The 25,377-nt window shown below is 45.4% G+C and carries 25 protein-coding genes and 7 tRNA genes; 3 read left to right on the top strand and 29 right to left on the bottom strand.

Features of this window, described 5'->3' with window-relative positions; translation table 11 throughout:
- Window positions 1-76: 76 nt before the first annotated feature.
- The 14 genes from lipA to leuS all read right to left on the bottom strand — a co-directional run bounded on the left by lipA (window position 77) and on the right by leuS (window position 13,780).
- Window positions 77-1,045, bottom strand: a complete 969-nt coding sequence (lipA, locus tag OV592_RS07165) for a lipoyl synthase (protein ID WP_406610919.1) — start codon at window positions 1,043-1,045, stop codon at window positions 77-79.
- Window positions 1,042-1,698: a lipoyl(octanoyl) transferase LipB gene (gene lipB, locus OV592_RS07170; protein WP_406610920.1), complete on the bottom strand. Its 657-nt coding sequence runs from the start codon at window positions 1,696-1,698 to the stop codon at window positions 1,042-1,044. The genes lipA and lipB overlap by 4 nt, the downstream gene beginning before the upstream one ends.
- Window positions 1,698-1,976, bottom strand: a complete 279-nt coding sequence (ybeD, locus tag OV592_RS07175) for a DUF493 family protein YbeD (protein ID WP_040307275.1) — start codon at window positions 1,974-1,976, stop codon at window positions 1,698-1,700. The genes lipB and ybeD overlap by 1 nt, the downstream gene beginning before the upstream one ends.
- Window positions 1,977-2,100: 124 nt before the next feature.
- Complete coding sequence (locus OV592_RS07180; RefSeq protein WP_016402204.1) at window positions 2,101-3,279, bottom strand: serine hydrolase; 1,179 nt, start codon at window positions 3,277-3,279, stop codon at window positions 2,101-2,103.
- A gap of 93 nt (window positions 3,280-3,372) precedes the next feature.
- Entirely contained in the window at window positions 3,373-4,182 is an 810-nt protein-coding gene (locus OV592_RS07185; protein ID WP_406610921.1) for a septal ring lytic transglycosylase RlpA family protein, read from the bottom strand.
- Window positions 4,172-5,149 (bottom strand): lytic murein transglycosylase B, encoded by a 978-nt coding sequence (gene mltB, locus OV592_RS07190; protein ID WP_406610922.1) that lies wholly within the window; start codon window positions 5,147-5,149, stop codon window positions 4,172-4,174. The genes OV592_RS07185 and mltB overlap by 11 nt, the downstream gene beginning before the upstream one ends.
- 8 nt (window positions 5,150-5,157) lie before the next feature.
- On the bottom strand, window positions 5,158-6,270 hold the full coding sequence (gene rodA, locus OV592_RS07195; RefSeq protein ID WP_016402201.1) for a rod shape-determining protein RodA: 1,113 nt from the start codon (window positions 6,268-6,270) through the stop codon (window positions 5,158-5,160).
- A 2-nt stretch (window positions 6,271-6,272) separates the two neighbouring features.
- The gene (gene mrdA, locus OV592_RS07200; RefSeq protein WP_040307274.1) at window positions 6,273-8,135 is read right to left on the bottom strand and encodes a penicillin-binding protein 2; all 1,863 of its coding nucleotides are present in this window, start codon (window positions 8,133-8,135) and stop codon (window positions 6,273-6,275) included.
- A 10-nt stretch (window positions 8,136-8,145) separates the two neighbouring features.
- Window positions 8,146-8,616, bottom strand: coding sequence for a 23S rRNA (pseudouridine(1915)-N(3))-methyltransferase RlmH (rlmH, locus tag OV592_RS07205; protein ID WP_016402199.1), 471 nt, complete (start codon window positions 8,614-8,616; stop codon window positions 8,146-8,148).
- Window positions 8,613-8,957 carry a ribosome silencing factor gene (rsfS, locus tag OV592_RS07210; RefSeq protein ID WP_016402198.1) on the bottom strand — a complete coding sequence of 115 codons (345 nt, stop codon included), beginning with the start codon at window positions 8,955-8,957 and terminating at the stop codon, window positions 8,613-8,615. The genes rlmH and rsfS overlap by 4 nt, the downstream gene beginning before the upstream one ends.
- Before the next feature lie 57 nt (window positions 8,958-9,014).
- Complete coding sequence (gene nadD / locus OV592_RS07215) at window positions 9,015-9,656, bottom strand: nicotinate-nucleotide adenylyltransferase (protein ID WP_406610924.1); 642 nt, start codon at window positions 9,654-9,656, stop codon at window positions 9,015-9,017.
- The gene (gene holA, locus OV592_RS07220; RefSeq protein WP_406610925.1) at window positions 9,649-10,659 is read right to left on the bottom strand and encodes a DNA polymerase III subunit delta; all 1,011 of its coding nucleotides are present in this window, start codon (window positions 10,657-10,659) and stop codon (window positions 9,649-9,651) included. The genes nadD and holA overlap by 8 nt, the downstream gene beginning before the upstream one ends.
- Window position 10,660: 1 nt before the next feature.
- A complete protein-coding gene (lptE, locus tag OV592_RS07225; protein WP_016402195.1) occupies window positions 10,661-11,155 on the bottom strand; it encodes an LPS assembly lipoprotein LptE in 495 nt (164 codons plus the stop codon).
- Window positions 11,156-11,200: 45 nt separating this feature from the next.
- Entirely contained in the window at window positions 11,201-13,780 is a 2,580-nt protein-coding gene (gene leuS / locus OV592_RS07230; RefSeq protein ID WP_406610926.1) for a leucine--tRNA ligase, read from the bottom strand.
- 173 nt (window positions 13,781-13,953) lie between these two features.
- Here leuS and OV592_RS07235 point away from each other — a divergent pair, with 173 nt between their 5' ends.
- Window positions 13,954-14,448, top strand: a complete 495-nt coding sequence (locus tag OV592_RS07235) for a hypothetical protein (RefSeq protein ID WP_016402193.1) — start codon at window positions 13,954-13,956, stop codon at window positions 14,446-14,448.
- Between the two features lie 206 nt (window positions 14,449-14,654).
- On the opposite strand, the gene lnt is transcribed toward OV592_RS07235, so the two are convergent.
- From lnt to miaB, 5 genes are read right to left on the bottom strand one after another with little or no spacing between them, the layout of a single operon-like run.
- Entirely contained in the window at window positions 14,655-16,208 is a 1,554-nt protein-coding gene (gene lnt / locus OV592_RS07240; RefSeq protein ID WP_406610927.1) for an apolipoprotein N-acyltransferase, read from the bottom strand.
- Window positions 16,209-17,093, bottom strand: a complete 885-nt coding sequence (gene corC, locus OV592_RS07245) for a CNNM family magnesium/cobalt transport protein CorC (protein WP_016402191.1) — start codon at window positions 17,091-17,093, stop codon at window positions 16,209-16,211.
- A gap of 37 nt (window positions 17,094-17,130) precedes the next feature.
- A complete protein-coding gene (gene ybeY, locus OV592_RS07250) occupies window positions 17,131-17,577 on the bottom strand; it encodes an rRNA maturation RNase YbeY (RefSeq protein WP_016402190.1) in 447 nt (148 codons plus the stop codon).
- A gap of 2 nt (window positions 17,578-17,579) precedes the next feature.
- The gene (locus tag OV592_RS07255) at window positions 17,580-18,641 is read right to left on the bottom strand and encodes a PhoH family protein (protein ID WP_406610928.1); all 1,062 of its coding nucleotides are present in this window, start codon (window positions 18,639-18,641) and stop codon (window positions 17,580-17,582) included.
- 57 nt (window positions 18,642-18,698) lie between these two features.
- Entirely contained in the window at window positions 18,699-20,126 is a 1,428-nt protein-coding gene (gene miaB, locus OV592_RS07260) for a tRNA (N6-isopentenyl adenosine(37)-C2)-methylthiotransferase MiaB (RefSeq protein ID WP_040307283.1), read from the bottom strand.
- Between miaB and OV592_RS07265 the strand changes: the two genes are divergently transcribed.
- Together OV592_RS07265 and OV592_RS07270 are read left to right on the top strand one after the other, a co-directional pair.
- Window positions 20,088-20,357, top strand: coding sequence for a hypothetical protein (locus OV592_RS07265; protein WP_215426421.1), 270 nt, complete (start codon window positions 20,088-20,090; stop codon window positions 20,355-20,357). The two genes, miaB and OV592_RS07265, sit on opposite strands and share 39 nt — an antisense overlap.
- Entirely contained in the window at window positions 20,344-21,501 is a 1,158-nt protein-coding gene (locus OV592_RS07270) for an FAD-dependent monooxygenase (protein ID WP_406610929.1), read from the top strand. Before OV592_RS07265 ends, OV592_RS07270 begins: the two co-directional genes overlap by 14 nt.
- A gap of 139 nt (window positions 21,502-21,640) precedes the next feature.
- Here the strand turns inward: OV592_RS07270 and OV592_RS07275 are convergent.
- The 10 genes from OV592_RS07275 to OV592_RS07320 form a co-directional block, all read right to left on the bottom strand.
- A tRNA-Gln gene (locus OV592_RS07275) sits at window positions 21,641-21,715 on the bottom strand.
- Window positions 21,716-21,753: 38 nt separating this feature from the next.
- A tRNA-Leu gene (locus OV592_RS07280) sits at window positions 21,754-21,838 on the bottom strand.
- Between the two features lie 22 nt (window positions 21,839-21,860).
- Window positions 21,861-21,937: transfer RNA gene (locus tag OV592_RS07285), tRNA-Met, on the bottom strand.
- Between the two features lie 143 nt (window positions 21,938-22,080).
- Window positions 22,081-22,155, bottom strand: a tRNA-Gln gene (locus tag OV592_RS07290).
- A 122-nt stretch (window positions 22,156-22,277) separates the two neighbouring features.
- Window positions 22,278-22,352 (bottom strand) — tRNA-Gln (locus OV592_RS07295).
- 37 nt (window positions 22,353-22,389) lie between these two features.
- Window positions 22,390-22,474 (bottom strand) — tRNA-Leu (locus OV592_RS07300).
- A gap of 35 nt (window positions 22,475-22,509) precedes the next feature.
- Window positions 22,510-22,586 (bottom strand) — tRNA-Met (locus OV592_RS07305).
- Between the two features lie 397 nt (window positions 22,587-22,983).
- Complete coding sequence (ychF, locus tag OV592_RS07310) at window positions 22,984-24,075, bottom strand: redox-regulated ATPase YchF (RefSeq protein WP_406610930.1); 1,092 nt, start codon at window positions 24,073-24,075, stop codon at window positions 22,984-22,986.
- A gap of 25 nt (window positions 24,076-24,100) precedes the next feature.
- Window positions 24,101-24,691, bottom strand: coding sequence for an aminoacyl-tRNA hydrolase (pth, locus tag OV592_RS07315; RefSeq protein ID WP_016402184.1), 591 nt, complete (start codon window positions 24,689-24,691; stop codon window positions 24,101-24,103).
- The gene (locus OV592_RS07320) at window positions 24,691-25,314 is read right to left on the bottom strand and encodes a 50S ribosomal protein L25/general stress protein Ctc (protein ID WP_016402183.1); all 624 of its coding nucleotides are present in this window, start codon (window positions 25,312-25,314) and stop codon (window positions 24,691-24,693) included. Before OV592_RS07320 ends, pth begins: the two co-directional genes overlap by 1 nt.
- Window positions 25,315-25,377 lie beyond the last annotated feature (63 nt).

The following is a 25,377-nucleotide window of genomic DNA, read 5'->3' on the forward strand; positions in this document are numbered from 1 at the left end:
ATTAAGCGCAAGGCAATAAAAAAACCAGCATGTAATTGCTGGTTTTTTAGTGAAGAGGGAACTGGTTTAACTAAGCTTACTTCACTTCTTCGCCTTTGGCTTGTAAGTCAGCGTGGTAGCTTGAGCGTACTAAAGGACCACAAGCTGCGTGAGTAAAGCCCATGGCCTCTGCTTTTTCTTTTAGTTCATCAAACTCTTCTGGCGGCACGTAACGCGCTACCGGTAGGTGATGACGGCTAGGTTGCAAGTATTGGCCAAGCGTTAGCATGGTTACGCCGTGTTCGCGTAAATCTTGCATAACCTGCAGGATCTCTTCATTGGTTTCTCCAAGCCCCATCATTAAGCCAGATTTAGTCGGTACATTGGGGTGTAGTTCTTTGAAACGCTTTAGCAGCGTTAATGACCATTGGTAATCTGAACCAGGGCGAACTTGCTTATATAAACCTGGAGCTGTTTCTAAGTTATGGTTAAAAACATCTGGCGGGTTTTTGTCTAAGATTTCTAAAGCGCGATCCATACGGCCTTTAAAATCAGGTACCAAGGTTTCTATTTGAATATGTGGGCTGCGTTGGCGAATTTCACTTACACACTCAGCAAAGTGGGCGGCACCGCCATCACGTAAGTCGTCGCGGTCTACCGAGGTAATTACCACATATTTTAGCTTCATGTCGGCAATGGTGGCGGCTAACTTGGCGGGTTCTTCGGCATCTAGTGCTAAGGGCTTACCGTGGCCAACATCGCAGAATGGGCAACGACGAGTACAAATGTCACCCATAATCATAAAGGTAGCAGTACCGTGGTTAAAACACTCTGCCAAGTTAGGGCAAGATGCTTCTTCACATACCGAGTGCAAATTATGCTTGCGCATAGCACTTTTAATTTCATTGATTCGAGTGCTATCAGAAGGAAGTTTAATACGCATCCAATCGGGCTTACGTAACATGGTTTCCTTTTCCGAGGGTATTACCTTCACTGGAATAAATGCCATTTTGTCGGCATCGCGAAGTTTTACTCCGGGCTCCATACGCACTTTTTTTGCACTCATAGTGTGGGTAGTCCTTGTTGATGTTCTGTACTGCTATAAGCCAGCTGCTTCACTAACACCTTGCTAAGGAGTTCGGCAACCTGACTAATGTTTGGGCTAGCAACATAGTCGCTAATTTGTGCCATTTCTAAACCGGCATAACCACAAGGGTTAATTTGCAAAAACGGACTTAGGTCCATGTCTACGTTTAATGCTAAACCGTGGAAAGAGCAGCCTTTGCGAATACGTAAACCTAAAGAGGCTATTTTCTTTTGGTCTACATACACTCCAGGTGCGTCTTTTTTGGCAAAAGCCTCAATCTTATAATGATTAAGGGTTTCGATGATGCTTTGTTCGATAATGGTGACTAAGTCGCGAACACCAAGTTTACGGCGACGCAAGTTGAGCAAGGGGTAAGCCACTAGTTGGCCAGGACCATGGTAAGTGACCTGACCGCCTCTATCTGCTTGCACCACCGGAATGTCGCTACTGGCTAGTAGGTGTTCCGCTTTACCCGCCTGACCTTGAGTAAACACTGGCTGGTGTTCTACCAGCCACAACTCGTCATCCTGCTCAGCGCTGCGTTGATCAGTAAAATCACGCATAGCTTGCAAGATGCTTGAATAGTCTTGAAGACCTAGTTGGCGAATGATTAAGCGGTTTTGCTCAGGCATTATAGTACGTGGCGTACGTCTTCAATGGCACCAATTTGGGTGTAAAGGCTCTCAATGTGTTGTTTGCTGGTAACTTTAACCACCAAGGTAATTGATTTGTAATTGCCTTTACTGCTTGGACGCGTTTTAGGGCTGTAATCACCCGGCGCTAAACCTTGAATAACACTTAATACTTCATCTTCTAAAGTGTTGTTGTTTACGCCCATGATTTTAAAAGTAAAATCACATGGGAACTCTAAATATTCATCAAATTTAGTTTGCATTTCTGACCTAAGAATACTGATTTAAGCCGCGATTTTTGGTCGAGCTAGAAATAAAAAACGCGTTATTCTAACGCGTTTTTGTGAGCTTTGCCTAAAATTTCCGCCAATTGGCTTAGAGTTTATGCATTGGTCTTATTGCTTAACTAAATAAAGACGCAAAGAACAACTTAATGTAATCCAGTAAACGTTTGAAGATCCCACCTTGTTCTACTTCTTGCAGAACAACTAATGGGTACTCGGCAACATCTTCTTCACCTACTTGGAAATACACTGAGCCTACAGTTTGACCTTGGCTCAATGGCGCTTTTAGCTCTTCTTTTAGCTCAAAGCTCGCTTGAAGCTGACTGGCTTGGCCGCGTGGTAGGGTAAGGGCGATATCTTGGTTAACACCTAAAGATACTGTGTCTTGGTCGGCCATCCATACCGTTTGTTCTACAAAGCTGTCGCCAGCTTTATAAGGTTTAACGGTTTCGAAAAATCTAAAGCCCCAATTAAGTAGCTTTTTACTCTCGGCTGCACGGGCTTTAGCAGAGTTAGTTCCCATAACCACTGCTACTAGACGCATGTCTTGGTTGGTAGCTGAAGAAACTAAGCTATAACCGGCCTTGCTAGTATGGCCAGTTTTCATGCCATCTACATTTAGGCTTTTATCCCATAGTAGTGTGTTGCGGTTGTGCTGAGTAATGCCGTTAAAAGTGAATGATTTCTCTTTGTAAATGGCGTACTCATCTGGCACATCGCGGATCATCGCTGTGGCCAAAATTGCCATATCTTTAGCAGTGGTATATTGCTCGGTGCTATCTAGACCGTGGCTGTTAGCGAAGTGAGTATTTACCATGCCTAAGTGGCCAGCCCAAGAATTCATTAAGCTGGTGAATGAGTCTTCGCTGCCGGCGATATGTTCTGCCATGGCTACGCAGGCGTCGTTACCTGATTGAATAATGATGCCGCGGTTTAAGTCAGCAACTTTGACTTGTTTGCCTACTTCGATAAACATTTTTGAAGAATCTGGGAAGTTCTTCGACCAAGCTTTTTCGCTAATGGTTACCATGCCATTAGGGTCAAGCTTGCCCGATTTGATTTCTTTACCAATGATGTAGCTGGTCATGATTTTGGTTAAGCTGGCTGGCGCTAGGCTGTCTTCTTCATTTTCGGCAGCGAGCACTCGGCCTGAGTCAAAATCTACTAAGTAGTAGGCTTTGGCTGAAACAATAGGAGCATTAGGGATAACTTGAGGAGCGGCATAAGCTACGCTCATGCTACTTGCAATCAGAAGCGCAGAGGCGCAGCTAACACGCTGAAATACATTTTTTATCATGGTTGGCTCTTTGGCTTGTTAGTCAATAAACACGGACGGCAAACACTATAACAAAACTTTTCGGCAGTTTGTTAGTATCCTGCTCTAAATCCACTAGTTTGCTTTTAGATTAATGATATAAGCGTCTTTATAGGGACCTTTACGCATGTTTGCCAGGTACTTCTCGGCGCTTAATACATCGTAATAGGGGCCCAATCGCAGTTTCTGCCAGCCATTCTCGGTAACTAATTGAGTGCTTAAGCCTTCAGCTTGTAACTGTTGCTGGTGTTGCTCTAATACTTGCTGATTTTTACTGGCGAGCAGTTGAACATAGTATTGTTGAGCACCCGGCTGAGGCTTTGTGGCGGCATTATCGTTATCAAAACGCAACAGCTTGATTTTTACTTTGGCAGTACCTGATTTCAGCATATCGAGCTTGTAAGCCGCCGCGTAGGATAAATCGATGATGCGTTTTTGGTGAAATGGACCGCGGTCGTTCACTCGCACAATAACGGTTTTGTTATTGCTTAAGTTGGTAACTTCTACATAGCTAGGCAGTGGCAAGTTTTTGTGGGCAGCCGACATACTATACATGTCGTAAATCTCACCGTTGGACGTGAGGTGACCATGAAACTTTTTGCCGTACCAAGACGCTTCCCCTTCAACTTCGTGCTGCTCTATATCGCGCCATACTTGATAGCTTTTCCCACGTACTGTGTAGTCACGATTACCTTGGCGGCTGTATGGTTCAAAACGAGGGATGGGGTTTTCAATATGATCTAGCTCTGGAGCTGAATCGGGTGCCTTGTCATTACTCATCCCATAGCGCTGATCGCTTGGTGAAGAGCTACAAGCACTAAGCAGTGCCGCTAAGGCAGCACTGCTCAAGTAAACGGTGACAAGGCGTTTAAACTTAATTGGCATTAGTTTGCGCCTGAGCCTTTCGTAGTTGCTCACTAAATTGATACACGGCCATGGCATAAAGCGGGCTGCGGTTATAGCGAGTAATCACATAGAAGTTATGTTCCGCTAACCAATAACTGTGGCCTTCAGCTTCTTCCAGCTCTAGCAGTTTAACGGAGGTGTTATCTGTTAAGCTTGCTTCGGTTTTTATTCCCGCTTGAGACAGCTCTTGCCAAGTATTGTTAATTTCTAACTTTTTGCTTAACCATGGTTTGGCCTGTGTAGTGTTTGACTCTGCGGCATGCACTACGGGTTTGCCTAATTGCCAACGGTGTTTAGCAAAGTAGTTAGCTACGCTGCCTATGGCATCAACGGGATTGGTTAGCATATCTACTTTGCCATCGTTATCAAAATCTACGCCGTAATGAATATAGCTAGAAGGGATGAATTGGCCAAAGCCCATTGCGCCAGCGTACGAACCTTTAACTTCGTCTAAGGCCCAGCCTTGTTGTTCTGCTAAACGAATGTAATACGCGAACTCTTTGCTAAAAAACTGGCCGCGTTTAGGGTAATGGAAACCTAAAGTATACAAGGCATCAATGACTGGGTAAGTTCCCTTGTGTCGCCCGTAGTAGGTCTCTACGCCAATAATGGCAACTATTATTTGTGCTGGAACCTTAAACTCTTTTTCAGCGCGCTCTATGGTTTCTTGGTGCTCTTGCCAAAAGGCTAAGCCAGCTGCTAAACGTTCTTCGGTAAGGAATAAATCGCGGTAAAGGTGCCAAGGTTTGGCTTCCCATGGGCGAGTAATCGCATCGATTACCGCTTGCTGATAGGTGGCTTGCTCGGCGGCTTTTTCTAAGCTCTCGAGCGGAATATCAAGTTCTTGGCTTAATGCTTCAATACGTTGCTGCTGTTCGGTGTTGGCCAAGGCAGAAAATGACCAGATTTGAGACAGAGCAAGTAATAAGCAACAACATAAGCGCATAGCAATCCTTATTGGGCATAAAGCCGTTTGTGAGTATGAACAGACATCAGAATGCCAAAACCTGCCATCAGTGTCACTATCGATGTGCCGCCATAGCTCACTAAAGGAAGCGGAACACCTACCACAGGTAGTAAACCGCTCACCATGCCAATGTTTACAAAGATATAAACGAAGAAGGTTAAAATAATGCAACCAGCTAACAAGCGGCCAAAGGCTGTTTGCGCTTGAGTGGCAATAAACAAGCCACGACCAATGATGTAGAAATACAAACACATCAGCAGCACTACGCCTAAAAAGCCAAACTCTTCGGCAAATACGGCAAAAATAAAATCGGTATGCCGCTCCGGCAAAAAGTCTAATTGAGATTGAGTGCCTTGCAGCCAGCCTTTACCGGCGAAGCCACCAGAGCCAATAGCAATTTTAGATTGAATAATGTGGTATCCCGCGCCTAGGGGATCACTTTCTGGATTAAGTAAAGTGAGTACTCGCTGGCGCTGATAGTCGCGCATTAAGAAGAACCATAGCAAAGGGATAAAGGCGGCAATAGCAGCACCTGCAGCGCCCACTAATCGCCAACTCATTCCGGCTAAGAACAAGGCAAAAATCCCAGAGGCCGCGACCAGTAAAGATGTCCCTAAATCGGGCTGCTTAGCGATAAGCAAGGTTGGCGCAATTGCAATGGTGGCACCAATCAGTAAGTGTTTGAAGCTGGGTGGGAGAGGGTGCTGGCTAATATAACGCGCAACCATGAGTGGCACTGCGAGCTTCATAATTTCAGATGGTTGGAAACGAATAAAACCGAGATCTAACCAGCGCTGGGCACCTTTACCCACATCGCCCACTATCAGCACCGCCAATAGCATCAACAAACCGGAGAAAAAGAAGAAGGGCGCCCAGCGCAAATATACGTCGGGGGGAACTTGCGCCAGTACAAACATCACTACAGTCGCTAAGGCAATGCGCACCAGTTGGCGATTTAGCATCGCCATGCTCTCGCCGCTGGCGCTGTATAAAACAAACATGCCCAAGCCCATTAATAACACTAAACCAAGCAATAAAGGCCAATCTAGGTGCAGTCGCCACCACAAAGAGTTTTTCTGCTCTTGGCTATAGTTGCCCATGCTTAAAAGGTTTCCTTGGTTTCAAAATAACTATCAAATAACTCGCGAATTACTGGCGCTGCATTGGAGCTACCACCACCGGCATTTTCTACAACCACTGAGGCAACAATCTCGGGTTTTTCGAAGGGTGCATAGGCGACAAACATCGCGTTATCGCGGTGTTGTTCTTTAAGGCTTTCGGCATCGTATTCTGCATCTTCAGCGATGCCTACAACTTGCGCAGTGCCCGATTTACCAGCAGCGACATAAGTAGTGTCTTCAAAAGCTTTACGCGCGGTACCGTTACTTTTGTTGATTACGCCGTACATGCCATCTAAAGCGACCTGCCAGTTTTTATCACTGTTTAAGGCAATAGGAGCTTGAATTTGCGGCGGCAAGCCAATGTGTGAGTTGGCATCGCCGACGCTTTTTAAAATACGTGGGGTAATAATTTTACCTTTGTTTACCAAAATATTGGTGGCCTGAGCGAGCTGTATAGGGGTGGTGGTCCAATAGCCTTGTCCAATGCCAACAGAAATGGTGTCACCTTGCCACCACGGTTGGCGGTAGCGAGCACGTTTCCATTCTCGGCTAGGCATATTGGCCCGGCTTTCTTCATGAATATCTATGCCAGTGTATTTACCAAAACCAAACTTGCTCATGTAGGCATGCATTTCATCGATGCCGGTTTCGTAAGCCAGTTTGTAAAAGTAAGTATCTACACTTTGTTCAATAGCTTTATAAACATCAACCCAACCATGTCCCCAGCGTTTCCAGTCTCGGAAGCGGCGTTTGGTATTAGGAATTTGGAACCAACCAGGATCCCACATGCGTTGCTCAACAGTGATTTTACCCAGCTCTAAACCCATTACAGCTAACTGTGGTTTAACCGTAGAAGCTGGAGGGTAAACGCCTTTGGTGGCTCGATTAATCAGCGGGCGATCGGTAGAGTTAAGCAGCTTGTTGTAATTTTTGCTGCTAATGCCATTTACAAACAGGTTAGGGTCATAACTTGGGCTAGATACCATGGCTAGTACGCCACTGGTTTTGGCATCAAGAAGAACCGCTGAACCACGGCGCCCTGCCAGCAACCTTTGAGCTTCTAGTTGCAAGCGAATGTCTACGTTGAGGTAGAGATCTTTACCTGGAATAGGTGGAACAATCTTCATGGTACGAATAATTCGGCCACGGTTATTCACTTCAACTTCTTGATAGCCGACACTGCCGTGCAGAATCTCTTCGTAGTAGCGCTCGATACCTTGTTTGCCGATAGTGCGCGTTGCATCGTACTCGGCCAGTTTGTTCTCTTTTTCTAACCGCTCTAAGTCTTTTGCGTTAATGCGCGCTACATAGCCCAATAAGTGGGTGAGGCTGTCGCCATAGGGATAAAAGCGAATTAAGCTGGCATCGATGCTGGCGCCATGAAATTTGTGCTGTTGCACGCTAAACATGGCCACTTGTTGTTCAGTAAGTTGCGACTTAAGCACTACTGGTTTAAAGCGACGGGTGTGTTTGCGGTTTTGCTGGAATCGCTCAACATCGTTTTCGCTGAGCGCTAATAATTCACTTAACTCGGCGATCATTTGGTCGAGGTCATCTACATTCTCTGGGATGATCTCTAAACTAAAGTTGGGGCGGTTTTCTGCCAGTAATACCCCATTCCTATCGTAAACCAAGCCGCGGGGAGGGGCGATAGGTAAAACTTTAATGCGGTTGTCGTTAGAGCGAGTAGTGTAGGTTTCGTGCTGTTCAAATTGCAGGTAATAAAGGTTGCCCAGCAATACACAAATAAGCGCGAAGGTACCTAAAATAGCCACCAATGAACGACGGTTAAACAACCGTGATTCAGCCGAGTGGTCTCGCATTGCGACGCGCTGTCTTGCCATACTTTAGCGTTTATTCTCTGTGATAAGGGTGGTTAGCCGTAACACTCCACGCGCGATAGAGAGTCTCGGCAACGATAACTCTCACCATTGGGTGGGGCAAAGTGAGTGCCGATAGCGACCAGCGTTGTTCGGCAATGTTGGTGCAACTTGGGGCTAAACCTTCCGGGCCACCAATTAACAGGCTTACATCGCGGCCGTCCATTTTCCAGTTGTCTAGTTGCTTCGCGAGCTGCGGGGTGGTCCAAGCTTTACCGGTAACCTCTAGAGTTACAACACGGTTGCCTTTAGGAATAACCGCTAAGGTGGCCTCACCTTCTTTATCAAGAATGCGCTTTATGTCGGCATTTTTACCGCGGTTCCCGGCTTTTACTTCAACCAGCTCTAGTGGCATATCTTTAGGAAAGCGACGCGCATACTCTTGATAGGCCGTCTCAACCCAAGCAGGCATTTTAGTGCCTACAGCCACTAACTGTATTTTCATCCGGCTTTAGACTCAGAAACAGCGGGTGCCCATAGTTTTTCAAGTTGGTAAAAGTCGCGAGCGCTGTCTTGCATTACGTGCAATACCACATCACCTAGATCAACCAATACCCACTCTGATTCGTCCATGCCTTCGATGCCAATAACTTCAAGTTCAACTTGCTTGGCTTCTTTAACGACATTGTCGGCGATGGATTTAACATGACGCTTAGAATTACCACTACAAATTATCATGGTATCGGTCACGTTAGAGAGTTGGCTTACGTCTAGATTTTGAATATCTCGACCTTTCATATCTTCAATTTTGTCTACTACAAAATCGATCAGTTGTTGGTTTTGCAACAAAAGAACCCCAAATTTGGATTAAAAGATAAGTATATCACGCTCTGTCTGGCTAGGTTAAGAGCCGTAAAGCTTATGTTGAAGAATATAGCTAAGGACTTTTTCAGATAACTGATTTTTCAGCAAGTCTGGGTTTGCTTGGTTTTGCAAGTGCTGGCGGATCTCGCTCGAAGACATATCCATTTTTTGCAGCTGACAAAAGTATACTTTGCCATTGTTGTGAGCGCTTAGCTCACTAACATCTTTGCATAATTTAGTTTCAAGCCATTGACTTAGCTGCTCTGAGACTTGTAAGTGGTAACCGGGGCGCGCAATCACGATCAGATGAGCGTAGTCGCAAAGCGTTTGCCATTCACGCCATTTATCTAAATGATTGAATGAATCTAAACCCATCACAAAGCCAAGCGGCTGATTTGGGTATTCATTAGCGAGTTGTTTAAGGGTATCGCAGGTATAAGAGTGGCCGCCTCTAGCAACTTCACGCCAGTCTAGCTTAAGCTGAGGATAATCACTGAGTGCTAGCTCTAGCAATTGTTGGCGATGTTGTGCGGTGCTAAATTGCTTTTCTTTAAGCGGTGATAAGGCATTAGGCAGCAGTGTTATGTCGGTAGCTTTGGTGGCAGCTAGCAATTGCTGGGCACTGATAACGTGTCCAAGATGAATAGGGTCAAATGAACCGCCAAAAAACAGCTTAAGCATGTTTAACCGTAGGTGATGCCAATTCAAATACTAAGCGTTCTAATTGGTGCCAAGCATGGTCACCGGTAAATTGCTTAATGGCTTTGTCTATTTCAGCAACTTGCATACGCACAGCGTTAACTTGTTGAGGGCTATAGCGTTTTGCTGCGCTACTGACTAAGCCTTGGCGCTTATTCCAAACGCCATGTTGCTTAAATAAGCTGGAATGGTGGCTAGAGGGCTGCTCTTGCAAAAGCTGTAGCAACTTAAACTCTTTGTCTAGCCCCCAGTTGATTAAGGTTGGCTCTTCGCCCTCAAGTTGCAGCTGCTTAATGATTAATAAGCTGCGCTGAAAGTCACCACCTAATAGGGCATCGACCAATTGAAAACTCGAGAAATGATTGGCATGTGACAAGCCCGCTTCAATTTCTTTTAACGAAGGAAGTTGCTGCCCCCAGCGTAATGCAATGGTTGATATTGCCTGGCTAAGCGCGAGTAAGTTCCCTTCATAATAATGCAGTAATAAGGCTATTAGGTCGTTATCGGCGGGCAGGTGTTGTTGGCTTAAACGTTGCCTTACCCAAGCGTGCAATTGTCCACCTTCTGGTGGATAAATCATTACCACTAAGCCTTGTTGGTCAAAAAGCTTGTACCAATTTTGCTTTTCATTGGCTTTGGTTAACTTAGGCACGCTGAGTAAAAATCGAGTCTCAGGGTTGAGCAACTGTAGTAGTTCATCAAGCTGATTTTGAATGGCTTTGTCGGGTACCCGATCAAGTTGCAGTTCAATTAAACGATATTGGCTAAACAGCGACAGCTCAGACATTGCATCAAAAATATCTGGCCATTGAAAGTCTGCATCAAAGGTGAACTTTAAGCGTTCTTCAGCCAAACCTTGTTGTTGTAATTGTTGGCGAATGCTGTCGATAGTTTCAATCTTAATCAGCGGTTCTTCACCTGCTATTAAATAGCAGCTGTAGTTTGCGGCACTTTGCTGTGACAAGCGGTCAGCGTAGATGCGCATATTACCAACTAACCGTAGCCAATTGACGCATAATTTGGTCGGCAGCCATTACCCGTAACTCGTCGTACAATAGCTCCCGCTCTCGTTGTTTTGCTAGTGCTGCTAAGGGGTTATCTTGGAAGTCTCGGTGGAGTTGCACATTAATCGGGAAGTTGCCTTGGTCGGCAATTTGCAAGTAACCGCCCACTTGATAACTTAACTCGTATTCTGCGACCTGACCGTTTTCGAATAACGATAGCGTGCGCTTGCTAATATCTTCGCCTCTTAGGTGCAGGGTTGGAATGCCACTTTCAGGAAATTCAAATACTGCCACATTGTTTTGCGCTAGTTGACGTTTTAGCTCACGAACTAGAGGGCTAAATTCATCACTTGAAGATACGTAGATTTGAGTGAGTTTCTCATCTAACAAATAGCTGCCACGTGGTGCAAAACCACAGGCCGAAATTAGGCTAATGGCTAAGGCAATAACGGCGAAACGAATGGTTGTTAAAGTCATGCTTTCTCGCAGTAAAAAACGGCGGGTGTTAGCCCGCCGTATAACTTAGTTAGCAACAATGTTAAGCAGTTTACCTGCAACATAAATCACTTTGCGTACGGTTTTTCCGTCAACAAACTTAGCGACATTTTCGTCGCCCATTGCCAGCGCTTGAACTGCCTCTTGGTCTGCATCTGCAGCCACAGTAAGTTTAGCGCGTAGCTTGCCGTTTACTTGCACAACAATGAGTTTGCTGTCTTCTACCATGGCTTTTTCATCTGCACTTGGCCAAGCCGCTGTATCAATGTCACCTTTGTTGCCAAGTAGTGTCCATAACTGGTCACAGATGTGCGGCGTAATAGGCGATAGCATTAGTACTACTGCATTAATCGCTTCACGGGTTACTGCGCGGTTATTGGCATCACTTTGATCAGCTTTAGTCAGTTTGTTCATCAACTCCATAATCGCTGCAATAGCAGTGTTAAAGGTTTGACGACGACCAACATCATCACTCACTTTAGCGATGGTTTTATGCACTTCACGACGTAGATCTTTTTGTGCTTCGCTCAAGCTTGCAACATCAAGCTCTGGTGTTTCGCCAGCATTAACGTGGTCGTAGGCGAGTTTCCAAACACGACGTAAGAAGCGTAATGAGCCTTCTACTGCGCTGTCTTGCCACTCAAGTGTTTGCTCGGCTGGAGCGGCAAACATCATAAACAAGCGCACAGTGTCGGCACCGTATTTGTCTACCATTACCTGTGGGTCGATACCGTTGTTTTTCGACTTCGACATTTTACTCATGCCAGCGTAAACAAGTGCTTTGCCATCGGCAGTTTTAGCACTGGTAATACGGCCTTTTTCGTCTTTCTCGGTGATAGCATCTACTGGAGAGACCCAAACCTTACCGCCTTTCTCGTCTTCGTAGTAGAAGGCGTCGGCTAATACCATGCCTTGAGTAAGCAAGCGTTTAAACGGTTCGTCTGAATCCACTAAGCCTGTATCGCGCAACAGTTTGTGGAAGAAACGTGCGTAAAGTAGGTGCAAAATCGCGTGCTCGATACCACCAATGTATTGATCAACCGGCAACCAGTAGTTAGCTTGCTCTGGGTCTAGCATCATGTCTTCGTTGTTAGCACTACAGTAACGCGCGTAGTACCAGCTAGATTCCATGAAGGTGTCGAAAGTATCGGTTTCGTGGAAGGCTTCTTGACCTTCATATTCAGTTTTTGCCCACTCCGGATCGGCTTTAATTGGCGAGGTTACGCCATTCATTACCACATCTTCTGGAAGAACAACCGGTAGTTGGTCTTCTGGCACTGGCACAACATCACCGTTAGCTAGGTTTAGCATTGGGATTGGCGTACCCCAGTAACGCTGGCGGCTTACGCCCCAATCGCGTAGGCGGAAGTTAACTTGTTTGTTACCTTTGCCAATGGATTCAAGTTTGGCTGCTACGGCATCAAAGGCGGCTTTAAATTCTAAGCCGTCAAATTCACCCGAGTTAAACAATACGCCTTTCTCGGTGAATGCCTGCTCTGATAAGTCTAGCTCAGCATCGCTTGGCTTAATCACACCTACAATGTCTAAACCGTAAGCTTGAGCAAATTCGAAATCACGTTGGTCGTGTGCTGGAACGGCCATTACAGCACCAGAGCCGTAACCCATTAATACAAAGTTAGCGACCCAAATTGGTACTAGTTTACCCGTTAGAGGATGAACGGCATTTAGGCCAGTGGCCATGCCTTTCTTCTCCATGGTTGCCATGTCGGCTTCGGCCACTTTGTTGTTTTTGCACTCTTCGATGAAGGCGGCTAATTCTGGGTTAGTTTTAGCGGCTTCTAAAGCAAGTGGATGTTGCGCAGCTACGCCAACGTAGGTTACACCCATTACGGTGTCTGGGCGGGTGGTGTAAATAGAGAACTGCTCGTTGCTGTTCTCTAAACCAAACTGCATTTCTACGCCTTCAGAACGGCCAATCCAGTTACGCTGCATAGTTTTTACTTGCTCAGGCCAATCATCTAGTTGGTCGAGATCATCAAGTAACTCTTGTGCGTAATCGGTGATTTTAATAAACCACTGAGGGATTTCTTTTTGCTCTACTAAAGCACCAGAGCGCCAGCCTCGGCCATCAATAACTTGTTCGTTGGCTAATACTGTTTGGTCTACTGGATCCCAGTTTACCGTGGCCATTTTTTTGTAAACTAAGCCTTTTTCGTAAAGCTTAGTGAAGAACCACTGCTCCCAACGGTAGTAATCTGGCTTACAGGTTGCCAGTTCACGGTCCCAGTCGTAGCCAAAACCCAACTGCTTTAGCTGAGTTTTCATATATTCGATATTCTCGTAGGTCCATTTAGCTGGCGCAGTATTGTTGTTAATTGCTGCGTTTTCTGCTGGAAGACCAAATGCATCCCAACCCATTGGTTGCATGACGTTTTTACCTTGCATGCGCTGGTAGCGAGAGACTACATCACCAATGGTGTAGTTGCGCACGTGACCCATATGCAGGCGGCCGCTTGGGTATGGGAACATAGACAGACAGTAAAACTTCTCTTTACCCGGCTGTTCAACAACTTTAAAGGTTTGCGCTTGCTCCCAGTGCTGTTGCACTTTGGTTTCAATATCACGCGGATTGTATTGCTCTTGCATTGATGGAATCTTCCAGAATGAACCAAATTTGGATTAGGCAGCCTATTGCTACCATACTCGATCCGCATAGGATACCGAGTCCGCCTGCCGACAACAATAGCTAGCGCACATTTGCAGTGAAACAAAAGGTCTATGCTTAATAATGTAAATGCACTTTAGACTGTGGGTGAGTTATGCCAAAGCGAGTAAAAGCCTATCAAGCCTTTGTGGAAGACCTTGAAAAACGCATTCAAGAAAGTGGGGAAGTGGGTCAAGAAGAGCTGTCTAAGCTAATTGATACTACGCAAGAGTATTTACAAGCTGCTAGTGATTTAAGCCAAGATGAATGGCAGCTTATTGCTAACTACGTTCGTCGAGATTTAAGCGACTGGAAAACCGATTACCAGCGCGCTTATGACGAAAGCCCTGGAATGGCACTGCTTAAAGAAAGCATATGGTATTGGCTGGCCAAGTTAAGTGACCAGAGCCAAGTTGAGTGGCATGAGTTGATTGGTGATCTGCAACATCAAGGCGTGTATCAAAGCGGCGAGCTAATTGGTTTGGGGGTGATAGAATGCGCTGAATGTGGTGATAAAACCGCACTGTGGCACCCAACCATTATTAGTAGCTGCGAACATTGCCAAGGTAAGCGATTTTATCGTCATCCTATTAGTGAGCAGCAGGCTTGAGATAACTCAAAGCGCTTGTTATACCAATCGTACTAAGTAACGGTTCATTCTATCTGGTTAAAATACTCGATAACTGCGTTAGAATTTTTGATTGTAGAATAACTACTTATCGAAAAATTCTGCCTTATTCTCGAGTATTTTTCCTGCGTTATTTATGTTCACTTACTTAGTGTGATTGGTATCACGCCAGCGCTTTGATTCTTAGTTTAATCGTTGGCAGCAGGTTGCAGCTTTCGCTGGCGGATCCGTTGTACCAAGCCAGAGGCTAAACCTAGTAACACGATTAACGCGACAGGCCATAGGCCAAAGCGTTGATAAGGTGTTATCCCCGTAGCAGGGGTAACATCATCGGTGAGTGTTAGCTGTTGATACTCAGGCGCACGCTGCTGAATATTGCCAAAGCGGTCGATTATTGCGGTTACCCCAGTATTGGTAGAGCGCACTACTGGCCGGCCAAATTCTAAGGCGCGCATTTGGGCAATCTCTAAATGCTGCTGTGGCCCTATAGAGGTGCCAAACCAAGCATCGTTGCTGACCGTTATAATCGCGTCGGTTTCTGGCGTAAATTGCGGTCTTAGTAATTCACCAAAGGCGATTTCATAGCAAATTGCTGCTAGCCATTGGTGTCCTTTTACTTCCAAGTTCTGCTGCATAGTATCCCCGCGATTAAACGAAGACATTGGCAAATTGAAAAACGGCGCTAAGGGGCGCAGCAATTGTTCAAAAGGCACAAACTCACCTATCGGTAATAAGTGATTTTTATAGTAGCGATTAGGGTTTTCGTAGTAATAGGCAGAGCTTGCACCCGCTTCTTCCGTTTGCTGACCCAGTGTTATTAGTGCGTTGTAATACTGGTTGTTTTGTAAGTTGTGAGCAATAACACCAGTAATTAAGGCTTGTTGTTTATTAAGTAATTGGCCGTCTAAGTCATGTAAGAAATCAATGACTTCATATTCTAAGGCTGCGATAGCGGACTCGGGCCAGACTATTACATCGGCATCTTCTATCGCGGCGGTTTCTTGTTGGTACATAACAAGGCTTGCTGCACGATGTTGTGGTAACCATTTTATATCTAGAGGCACATTGCCTTGTACCAATGCGACTTTTAGTGAGTCCTGAGCTTGGGTCCAGCTTACACCTTTAAAGGTTAATCCCAGTACCAGCGGTAAGGCAATTGTTAGGCAAGCGACCCAGCGAACCTTTTCCTTGTTAACCAAGATAAGTGCAGCTGATGCTGCAATTAACAACACTAGCCAAGTAACACCATAAAGACCAAACACTGGTGCAATAGTTGATAATGGCGAATCTATTTGACTGTAACCAGGTTGTAACCAAGGAAAGCCAGTTAACACCCAGCTGCGCAACCATTCACCTAGTAACCAGCAGGCAGGAAACCACAGCAAGAAAAATGCAAGCCGGCGCGGCCCTTGCCATTTGTTTGCAAGCCAACAGGAAAAGGCAGGGTACAGGGCAAGGTAGGCAACCAATAGCGCCATAAGTGCAAGGCTAACTATCAAAGGCATGCCGCCAAACTCGGCCATGCTTACGTGCACCCAGTGAATGCCATAGCCAAACCAGCCTAAGCCATAGCAAAAGCCCAGTTTAAAGCCTGACTGCTCTGGCTTTAACAGTAGCAATAAACCTAATAGTGAGAGAGGCATCAGTGGCCAGAGGCCATAAGGAGCAAAGGCGAAGGGGGCGATAAGGCCACAAACAAAAGCGACTAACAAACGTAGCCGCGGTGTTAATACTTGTTTCATTTATTCTTGAATGCTTAATTGCAAGGCTTTCTCTTCCGGTATGCTCACCTGTAGCTGCACTAAGCGGCGGCGGTCGGCGGTGCGAACCTTAAAGCGGTAGCCTTCAATTTCAATTGATTCCCCCCGACCAGGTAAATGGCCAAAGGCATGAGTCACCATTCCACCAATCGTATCCACTTCTTCGTCGCTAAATTCGCAACCAAAGTATTGGTTAAAATCTTCGATGTCGGTGAGGGCATTTACCGCAAAGGTTTTATCATTGATGCGGCGAATATCATCTTGTAGGGCTTCTTCGTTAGCAAACTCGTCTTCGATATCACCCACAATAATTTCGAGTATGTCTTCAATGGTCACCAGACCGGATACACCACCAAACTCATCAACTACAATAGCCATGTGGTAGCGTTCGCTGCGAAACTCTTTTAGCAGTTTGTCGATGCGTTTACTTTCTGGCACTACAACTGCTGGGCGAATCACTTCGCTAAGGGGCGTGGTTGATGCTTCTTCGGTAAAAGCGAATTTGAGCAGATCTTTGGCGAGAAGTACGCCTTCAATGTGGTCTTTGTCTTCGTTGATAACCGGAAAGCGAGAGTGACGCGCTTCGGTTAGCGTGGGTAAAATCTGTGCAATGGTTTGGCTAACATCTAAGGTTACCATTTGCGAGCGAGGGATCATGATGTCTCTTACACGTTGGCTTGATACATCAAGCACACCTTCAATCATCTCTCGGGTATTTTGGTCGATCAGTTCTCGTTGATTGGCGTCTTGTATTACTTCTACCAATTCCTCTTTGCTTTTCGGCTCTCCTTGTACCAGCTGAACAATTTTATCTATCCAGCCTTTCTTAGCAGAACCGTTGCTAGAGTGAGGGTTGTCGTCGCTCATATCTTTCTTTTTTACCTAGTTAGTTATTCAACAGGTATTAGTAAGGGTTACTAATACCTAATTTGGTAAGCACTGCGATTTCTAGTGCTTCCATTTCTTCTGCTTCTTGATCCTCGATATGATCATAACCTAGCAGATGAAGGCTTCCATGTACAACCATGTGTGCCCAGTGATCAAACACCGGTTTTCCCTGTTCTTCGGCTTCACGTTCTACCACTTGGCGGCATATCACTAAGTCACCTAATAGTGGCAAACTTACGCCCGGAGGCGCTTCAAATGGGAAAGATAACACGTTGGTTGGTTTATCTTTATGACGGTATTGAGAATTTAACGCTTGGCTTTCGGCTTCGTCAACAATGCGAACGGTAATTTCGCTATCATGGTCTTGTTCTACCAAAGTTGCATGCAACCACGCTTCAAATGCGCTGATGCTTGGCAGGTTTTCTTCATCACCAGTGGCGATTTGTAAATCAACAACCGCCATGTTTATTCTCCGCCACTTTGGCTAAGTTTTTGCGCAGCTTCGCGGCGTTGCTTTTGTTTTTCTTCGGCAATGCGGTCGCGCTCATCTTGATCTTCGTAAGCTTCTACAATGGCGGCGACAATGGGGTGGCGAACCACGTCAGCGGCTTGGAAGAAATTAAAGCTTAGTGCTGGCACCTCACTCAGTACTTCAATGGCATGGCGTAGGCCAGACTTTTGATGGCGTGGTAAGTCAATTTGGGTGATATCACCGGTAATCACCGCACGCGAGTTAAAGCCAATACGGGTTAAGAACATTTTCATTTGTTCTACCGTGGTATTCTGGCTTTCATCGAGAATGATGTAGGCATCATTTAGAGTACGGCCACGCATGTAAGCTAAAGGAGCAACTTCAATAACATTGCGTTCTATTAAGCGCTCTACTTTTTCAAAGCCGAGCATTTCAAATAGGGCGTCGTAAAGTGGGCGTAGGTAAGGGTCGACTTTTTGGCTTAAGTCACCGGGTAAAAAACCCAGTTTTTCACCGGCTTCTACCGCTGGGCGAGTAAGCAAAATACGGCGTACTTCTTGGCGCTCTAAGGCGTCAACTGCACAAGCTACAGCTAAATAGGTTTTACCGGTACCTGCAGGGCCAATACCAAAGGTTACGTCGTGGCCAAGCATGTTACCGATATAGCTTGCTTGGTTTGGCGTTCGCGGCTTAATTACACCCCGTTTGGTTTTAATGTTTAATTCTTTACCGTAGTGCTGAGTATTTTCTTCGTCTTGCTCGAGAGCGTGGCTCTCTTGAATAGCTAAGTGGACTTTTTCTGGGCTTAGCTCTGGAATATCGCCACCTTTTAGCGGTGCCGTTTCTACATATAGCGAACGCAAAATGCTACCGGCAATCAAACACATGCCATGGCGGCCAGTAATTTGAAAGTTGTTACTGCGGTAACTAATTTCTACACCTAAACGGCGTTCAAGTTGCTTTAAGTTGTCATCAAGTGGGCCGCAAAGTTGGGCAAGGCGAGGGCTAGAGGCTGGCTCTAGATGTATTTCAATAGAATTGATTTTATTACTCAAATTGTTTTCGGGCTGGCTATGGTAGCCAGCCTCAACTCCTTAAAAGCGTATCGGCGACTAAGGCGTAAAGCTCGCCACACCTAGGTGGTCAGCTTGCCCATCGGTTTTGTCGATAATAGTGGCAGGGGCAACGTCATTACGCAACTCCATTTGTTGTTCTGTTCTTAGCAATTCACCACGTAAAGAGTGAGCAAACACATCAACAATTTTCACATCAACGAATTGACCTATAACGTCATGGCTGCCTTCAAAGTTCACTACGCGGTTATTTTCAGTGCGACCACGCAATTCCATTGGGTTTTTCTTCGAAGGGCCTTCAACTAAAATGCGTTGCTCGGTATCTAGCATACGGCGGCTAACTTGCATCGCTTGTTGGTTAATGCGCTCTTGCAAAATATATAAGCGTTGTTTCTTTTCTTCTTCACTTACATCGTCTGGTAAGTCTGCCGCTGGCGTACCTGGGCGTGCGCTGTAAACAAAACTAAAGCTCATATCAAAGTTAACTTGCTCGATAAGCTTCATGGTATCGGCAAAATCATCTTGGGTTTCGCCAGGGTAGCCAACAATGAAGTCAGAGCTAATTTCGATGTCTGGGCGCGCTTTACGTAGCTTGCGAATAATCGATTTGTACTCAATGGCAGTGTGGCCGCGCTTCATTAAGTTAAGAATGCGGTCGGCACCACTTTGTACAGGTAGGTGTAAAAAGCTCACTAGCTCAGGAGTATCAGCATATACCTCAACAATATCGTCGGTAAATTCGATAGGGTGGCTTGTGGTAAAGCGAATACGGTCGATGCCATTGATGCTAGCAACGTAACGTAGTAGTTCGGCAAAAGTACAAATATTGTCGTCGTGAGTAAGGCCGCGGTAGGCATTTACGTTTTGCCCAAGCAGGTTTACTTCACGTACCCCTTGTTCGGCTAACGAGGCAATTTCGTATAGAACATCGTCAAGCGGGCGGCTTACTTCTTCGCCACGGGTATACGGCACAACACAGAAGGTACAATATTTACTACAGCCTTCCATAATTGATACAAAAGCGGTTGCGCCTTCGGCTCTAGGTTCTGGTAAACGGTCAAACTTTTCGATTTCTGGGAAGCTTACGTCTACTACCGATTTCTCGCCGCCTTTCACTTGTTTGATCATTTCCGGCAAGCGGTGCAGGGTTTGCGGGCCAAACACTATATCTACGTAAGGTGCGCGCTCACGAATGGCTTTGCCTTCTTGTGAGGCTACACAGCCGCCTACACCAATCACTAAGTTTGGTTTCTTATTCTTGAGAGTTTTCCAGCGACCTAACTGGTGAAATACTTTTTCCTGCGCTTTTTCGCGAATAGAACAAGTGTTTAGCAACAGTACGTCGGCATCGTCAGCTTCTTCAGTAAGCTGAAAACCATGGGTTGCATCGAGTAGGTCGGCCATTTTCGAGGAATCGTACTCGTTCATTTGGCAGCCCCAAGTTTTTATATGCAGCTTATTTCCCATCGTTTTACTCATCATTACATCGTTAAAAAAGGAGGCGTATTTTACTGGTTTATAGCAAGCCTTGCTAGTAACAATAACGGTGTTTGCCGGAAAAAGGTCAAAAAACATCCGCGTGCTGTTGTGTGGGCTTTGTCGCTCAAATTTTTATTTCAAGATTCGCATCCATTTATCGCTTCAGGTTACACTGCAGAAAATAGTGAGAACAAATTGAAATACCATGGAAAAATTTGATGTTGTGGTAATTGGCGGCGGTATGATTGGCGCGGCTAGTGCGCAAGGTTTTGCCTTGCAGGGCTTATCGGTATTGATGTTAGAGTCTTTTGAGCCTAACGCTTTTGACACCAATCAGCCGATAGACTTGCGCGTAAGCGCAATTAGCCAAGCCAGCGTTAATTTACTTAAGCACTTGCAAGCTTGGCCGCACATTAGCGCTATGCGCTTGTGCCCCTACCAACAACTGCAAGTGTGGGAAGACCCCAAAGATAAGCTGATTTTTGATTCAGCCCAACTCGATTTGCCCGAATTAGGTTTTATGCTAGAAAATCGCATTATCCAGTTAGGTTTATGGCAAGCCAACGAGCAGGTCGGCGTAACACCTAATATCGTTAAGCAAGTACAACTTGTTAGTAATACCGCGCAAGGTGTAGAGCTTAATGTTGATGGGAAAGCGGTGAGTGCTGGCTTGATGGTAGTCGCAGACGGTGCAAATTCTCAAATGCGCCAGCAGCTAGGTTTAGGCATTAGCGCTTGGGATTATCGCCATGATTGCTTTGCCATTAACGTTAAGTTAGATGCGCCTCAGCAAACGGCTACTTGGCAACAGTTTTATCCTACTGGCCCTCGAGCGTTGTTACCACTGGCAGACCAACATGCTGCCCTTATTTGGTATGACGCTAAAGTCACTATTCAAGGCCTCAAGCAGCTAAACAAATCGCAGCTAAAGCAACGCATAGAATCAGAGTTTCCTGCTTTACCGGGTGATATTGAAATATTAGATAGCGCCAGTTTTCCGTTAACTCGACGCCACGTAGATCGTTATGTAAAACATAGCGCAGTGGTGATTGGCGATGCCGCTCATACTATTAACCCATTAGCAGGGCAGGGGGTAAACCTTGGTTACCGCGACGTGAAGTGCTTGTTGGAACAATTCGAGCGCTATGGTATGGCGGATAAACAAAAGGCATTACGTCGCTTTGAAGTACGCCGTAAGCCCGATAATCACCTTATGCAAAGCGGCATGGATTTGTTTTACTTAATGTTCTCAAACAGTTTGCCGCCGCTACAGGCTATTCGAAAGCTTGCGATTAAAAGCGTACAACAGGCGGGCCCAGTAAAAGACTGGGCACTTAAATATGCTTTAGGAGATTTGCAGTAGCGCTACTGTTTATTCGCTAACATTTAATGAGCCTGCGTTATTTCTGATCACTTACTTAGTGTAATTGGTATAAGCAGGTTTTTTTATTGTTTGAAAGGCAGAAAGAAAAAAGGCCTGCTAAAAAGCAGGCCTTTTAAGGTGGCAGGGATAGCTGGATTTGAACCAACGAATGGCGGCATCAAAAGCCGCTGCCTTACCGCTTGGCGATATCCCTACAAAACTCTTTGAACTGGATTCTTCATTAGAGAAGAATGGTGCGGAAGGAGAGACTTGAACTCTCACACCTTGCGATACTAGAACCTAAATCTAGCGCGTCTACCAATTCCGCCACTTCCGCACGAAATACTTCTTAAAACTAATGGTGGCTATGGCGGGACTTGAACCTGCGACCCCAGCATTATGAGTGCTGTGCTCTAACCAGCTGAGCTACATAGCCATCTGCAATTTCACAATGTGAACTTACAAACTTATCGGCAGGGCAAGCAAATACTAGTCAACAACATAGCTTTTACTGTCTTACCTGGGCACATTGCCCTATTCAGTTACTGCATTCTCAGGTAAACCTGAGCACAATAAAAGTGGCAGGGATAGCTGGATTTGAACCAACGAATGGCGGCATCAAAAGCCGCTGCCTTACCGCTTGGCGATATCCCTGCAGAAACTTTTCGAAACAAGCTTACCGATGTTTCGATTGTCTAAACCTAAGGTTTAGACTGCAATCAAGAATCATGGTTCTTGCTGCTTAACTCAAGTTACTAAACTCAAGCCTTAAAATGTGGCAGGGATAGCTGGATTTGAACCAACGAATGGCGGCATCAAAAGCCGCTGCCTTACCGCTTGGCGATATCCCTGCAGGGTCTTACTATTGGTTTCTTCTTAAAAGAAGAATGGTGCGGAAGGAGAGACTTGAACTCTCACACCTTGCGATACTAGAACCTAAATCTAGCGCGTCTACCAATTCCGCCACTTCCGCAAATTTATTACTGTAACTTTAGCAGTATACAGTAATGGTGGCTATGGCGGGACTTGAACCTGCGACCCCAGCATTATGAGTGCTGTGCTCTAACCAGCTGAGCTACATAGCCTTGTTTTCTACGCTTTGCGTTGAGAACGGGGCGTATTATGCTGATGAGACCCAACAGCGTCAACCGTTTTTTTGCCAAAAAACGGCAAAAAAGTTTGTTTGCGCAGTTTGTGTACGCGATGCACTTAGTTTGCTCATTTCTGCTGTTTGCTTTGTGCGCAATTGACTGTTACTTGCTCGCTTTGGCCTAATGGGTTTTTAGGGCGCGCTAATAAGCTGTTGCTAACAATAGAGTGAATAAGCCTTAAAAGTATCTTTTGGAGATGCTTTAACGCTGTTGTTTAGAACTTAATTTGGTGCGAGTGGCGGTTAAACTGTTAAAAGCGTTTTTGCTAAACCTGAATTGCAGATACAAAAAAGCCAACTTAACGTTGGCTTTTGGGGTTTACAGATAAGGTTTATACGTTAAATAAGAAGTGAATCACATCACCGTCTTTTACTACGTAAGTTTTACCTTCTTGGCGCCATTTACCGGCTGTTTTAGCGCCAGCTTCACCTTGGTGCTCAATGTAGTCGTCGTAACCAACCACTTCTGCACGAATATAACCTTTCTCAAAATCGGTATGGATTTTACCGGCTGCTTGCGGGCCTGTAGCACCAACGGGTACGGTCCAAGCGCGAACTTCTTTTACACCCGCAGTAAAGTAGGTTTGTAAGTCTAGTAGTTCGTAACCTGCGCGAATTACCCGGTTTAGACCTGGTTCTTCTAGGCCCATTTCTTCCATGAATTCGGCTTTTTCTTCGGCGTCTAGCTCGGCAATTTCGCCTTCAATTTCAGCACAAACGGCTACTACTACTGCGTTCTCGCTTGCTGCAATCTCTTTTACTTTGTCTAAGTAAGGATTGTTCTCGAAACCATCGTCATTTACGTTTGCAATGTACATGGTTGGCTTAGCAGTTAAGAAGTTCATGTAAGCAATGGCCGCTTTTTCTTCTTTGCTTAACTCTAAGCTACGTAGCATTAAGTCTGCTTCTAAATGCGCTTGTACTTTTACTAATACTTCTGCTTCAAATTTGGCATCTTTATCGCCACCTTTGGCTTTCTTAGCAACGCGGACTTGCGCTTTTTCACAGGTATCTAAATCAGATAGCGCTAACTCGGTGTTAATGGTGTCGATGTCTTCTGCAGGATCAACCTTGCCAGATACGTGAACGATGTTGTCGTTTTCAAAACAACGAACAACATGGCCAATCGCGTCGGTTTCACGAATATTAGCTAAGAATTTATTACCTAAGCCTTCACCTTTAGAAGCGCCGGCAACCAAACCTGCAATGTCCACAAATTCCATGGTGGTTGGAAGAATACGCTGTGGGTTAACAATGGCTGCTAGGGCGTCTAGGCGCTCATCAGGAACCGGTACTACGCCGGTGTTTGGCTCAATAGTACAAAATGGAAAGTTAGCAGCTTCAATGCCGGCTTGCGTCAGAGCGTTAAAAAGGGTCGACTTGCCTACGTTTGGCAAACCAACGATGCCACATTTAAATCCCATAATAATACCTATTTGTGTAAGGGGCTTAGCCCGCTTTGTAACTGTGTAATCGATTCATTGCTTTGCTTAAACCATCTTTAAGCAAAACATCGGTACTGCGTACCGCCTCATCAATTGCATCATCAATCAGTAGTTGTTCGTTTTTAGGCGCTTTACCTAGAACAAACCCAGAAACACGGTCTTTATGACCGGGGTGCCCAATACCTATCCGTAAACGATGAAAATCTTTATTGTTGCCAAATTTGCTGATGATATCGCGCAGGCCATTGTGGCCGCCATGCCCACCACCTTTTTTAAAGCGAGCTACGCCAGGTGGTAAATCGAGTTCATCATGAGCAACCATAATCTGCTCAAGTTCAATGCGATAAAATTTGGCTAAAGAAGCGACAGATTTGCCACTAAGATTCATAAACGTTGTAGGAATTAACAAACGCATTTCTTGACCCGCCATTTGAATGCGGCCGGTTAATCCGAAATGTTTGCTATCTGGTTTTAGTTGGACGTGATGATTGTTGGCTAGCTGAGTGACTAACCATGCGCCAGCGTTATGGCGGGTGGCTGCATATTCGGGGCCTGGATTACCCAGGCCCACGAGTAAACGAATATCGTTTATCACTATTCTTCAGTAGCTTCTTCTTCAGAATCAGAAGCTTCTTCAGATGTACCCTTAGGAGTAGTAATAGATACTACTGCTTGGTCGTGATCTTCACCTTTAGCTAACTCAACAGAGGTAACGCCTTCAGGTAGAGCGATATCTGAAATGTGTAGTGAGCTACCCAGTTCTAGGTTAGCTACGTCCACTTCAATGTACTCAGGTAGATCTTTAGCTAGACAGCTAACTTCGATCTCAGTAGCTAAGTGATGTACTTTACCACCGTTTTTAACTGCTTCTGCAGAATCTTCGTTTAGGAAGTGCAGAGGTACAGCTTTGTGGATAGCTTTAGTGTTATCAACACGTTGGAAATCGATGTGTTGAACACGTGGCTTGTATGCATGACGCTGCATGTCTTTTACTAATACGTCTACTGCTTCACCAGCAACACTTAAAGTAATGATGCTTGAGTAAAATGCTTCAGCTTCTTGAGCTTTCATCACGTGACGTTGCTCAAGAGTGATTGATACAGGTTGTTGACCAGCACCGTAAACGATAGCAGGAACTTTTTCTTCGTGACGTAGGCGGCGGCTCGCACCTTTCCCTAGGTCTGTACGCAGTTCAGCGTCAAGTTTAATGTTAGACATTGTGTTTCTCCAAATAATAAAATGAGGCTAAAGTTTCGCGACCAAACTCTAACCAGTACCTCG

This window comes from Agarivorans sp. JK6 (assembly GCF_045277145.1).
Classification (GTDB): Bacteria; Pseudomonadota; Gammaproteobacteria; order Enterobacterales; family Celerinatantimonadaceae; genus Agarivorans; species Agarivorans albus.

Bases quoted from the DNA above. Each gene is read 5' to 3' on its own strand.
- lipA (WP_406610919.1), bottom strand. From the start codon at position 1,045: ATGAGTGCAAAAAAAGTGCGTATGGAGCCCGGAGTAAAACTTCGCGAT.
- lipB (WP_406610920.1), bottom strand. From the start codon at position 1,698: ATGCCTGAGCAAAACCGCTTAATCATTCGCCAACTAGGTCTTCAAGAC.
- OV592_RS07180 (WP_016402204.1), bottom strand. From the start codon at position 3,279: ATGATAAAAAATGTATTTCAGCGTGTTAGCTGCGCCTCTGCGCTTCTG.
- OV592_RS07185 (WP_406610921.1), bottom strand. From the start codon at position 4,182: ATGCCAATTAAGTTTAAACGCCTTGTCACCGTTTACTTGAGCAGTGCT.
- mltB (WP_406610922.1), bottom strand. From the start codon at position 5,149: ATGCGCTTATGTTGTTGCTTATTACTTGCTCTGTCTCAAATCTGGTCA.
- rodA (WP_016402201.1), bottom strand. From the start codon at position 6,270: ATGGGCAACTATAGCCAAGAGCAGAAAAACTCTTTGTGGTGGCGACTG.
- mrdA (WP_040307274.1), bottom strand. From the start codon at position 8,135: ATGGCAAGACAGCGCGTCGCAATGCGAGACCACTCGGCTGAATCACGG.
- rlmH (WP_016402199.1), bottom strand. From the start codon at position 8,616: ATGAAAATACAGTTAGTGGCTGTAGGCACTAAAATGCCTGCTTGGGTT.
- nadD (WP_406610924.1), bottom strand. From the start codon at position 9,656: ATGCTTAAGCTGTTTTTTGGCGGTTCATTTGACCCTATTCATCTTGGA.
- holA (WP_406610925.1), bottom strand. From the start codon at position 10,659: ATGCGCATCTACGCTGACCGCTTGTCACAGCAAAGTGCCGCAAACTAC.
- lptE (WP_016402195.1), bottom strand. From the start codon at position 11,155: ATGACTTTAACAACCATTCGTTTCGCCGTTATTGCCTTAGCCATTAGC.
- leuS (WP_406610926.1), bottom strand. From the start codon at position 13,780: ATGCAAGAGCAATACAATCCGCGTGATATTGAAACCAAAGTGCAACAG.
- OV592_RS07235 (WP_016402193.1), top strand. From the start codon at position 13,954: ATGCCAAAGCGAGTAAAAGCCTATCAAGCCTTTGTGGAAGACCTTGAA.
- lnt (WP_406610927.1), bottom strand. From the start codon at position 16,208: ATGAAACAAGTATTAACACCGCGGCTACGTTTGTTAGTCGCTTTTGTT.
- corC (WP_016402191.1), bottom strand. From the start codon at position 17,093: ATGAGCGACGACAACCCTCACTCTAGCAACGGTTCTGCTAAGAAAGGC.
- ybeY (WP_016402190.1), bottom strand. From the start codon at position 17,577: ATGGCGGTTGTTGATTTACAAATCGCCACTGGTGATGAAGAAAACCTG.
- miaB (WP_040307283.1), bottom strand. From the start codon at position 20,126: ATGGGAAATAAGCTGCATATAAAAACTTGGGGCTGCCAAATGAACGAG.
- OV592_RS07270 (WP_406610929.1), top strand. From the start codon at position 20,344: ATGGAAAAATTTGATGTTGTGGTAATTGGCGGCGGTATGATTGGCGCG.
- ychF (WP_406610930.1), bottom strand. From the start codon at position 24,075: ATGGGATTTAAATGTGGCATCGTTGGTTTGCCAAACGTAGGCAAGTCG.
- OV592_RS07320 (WP_016402183.1), bottom strand. From the start codon at position 25,314: ATGTCTAACATTAAACTTGACGCTGAACTGCGTACAGACCTAGGGAAA.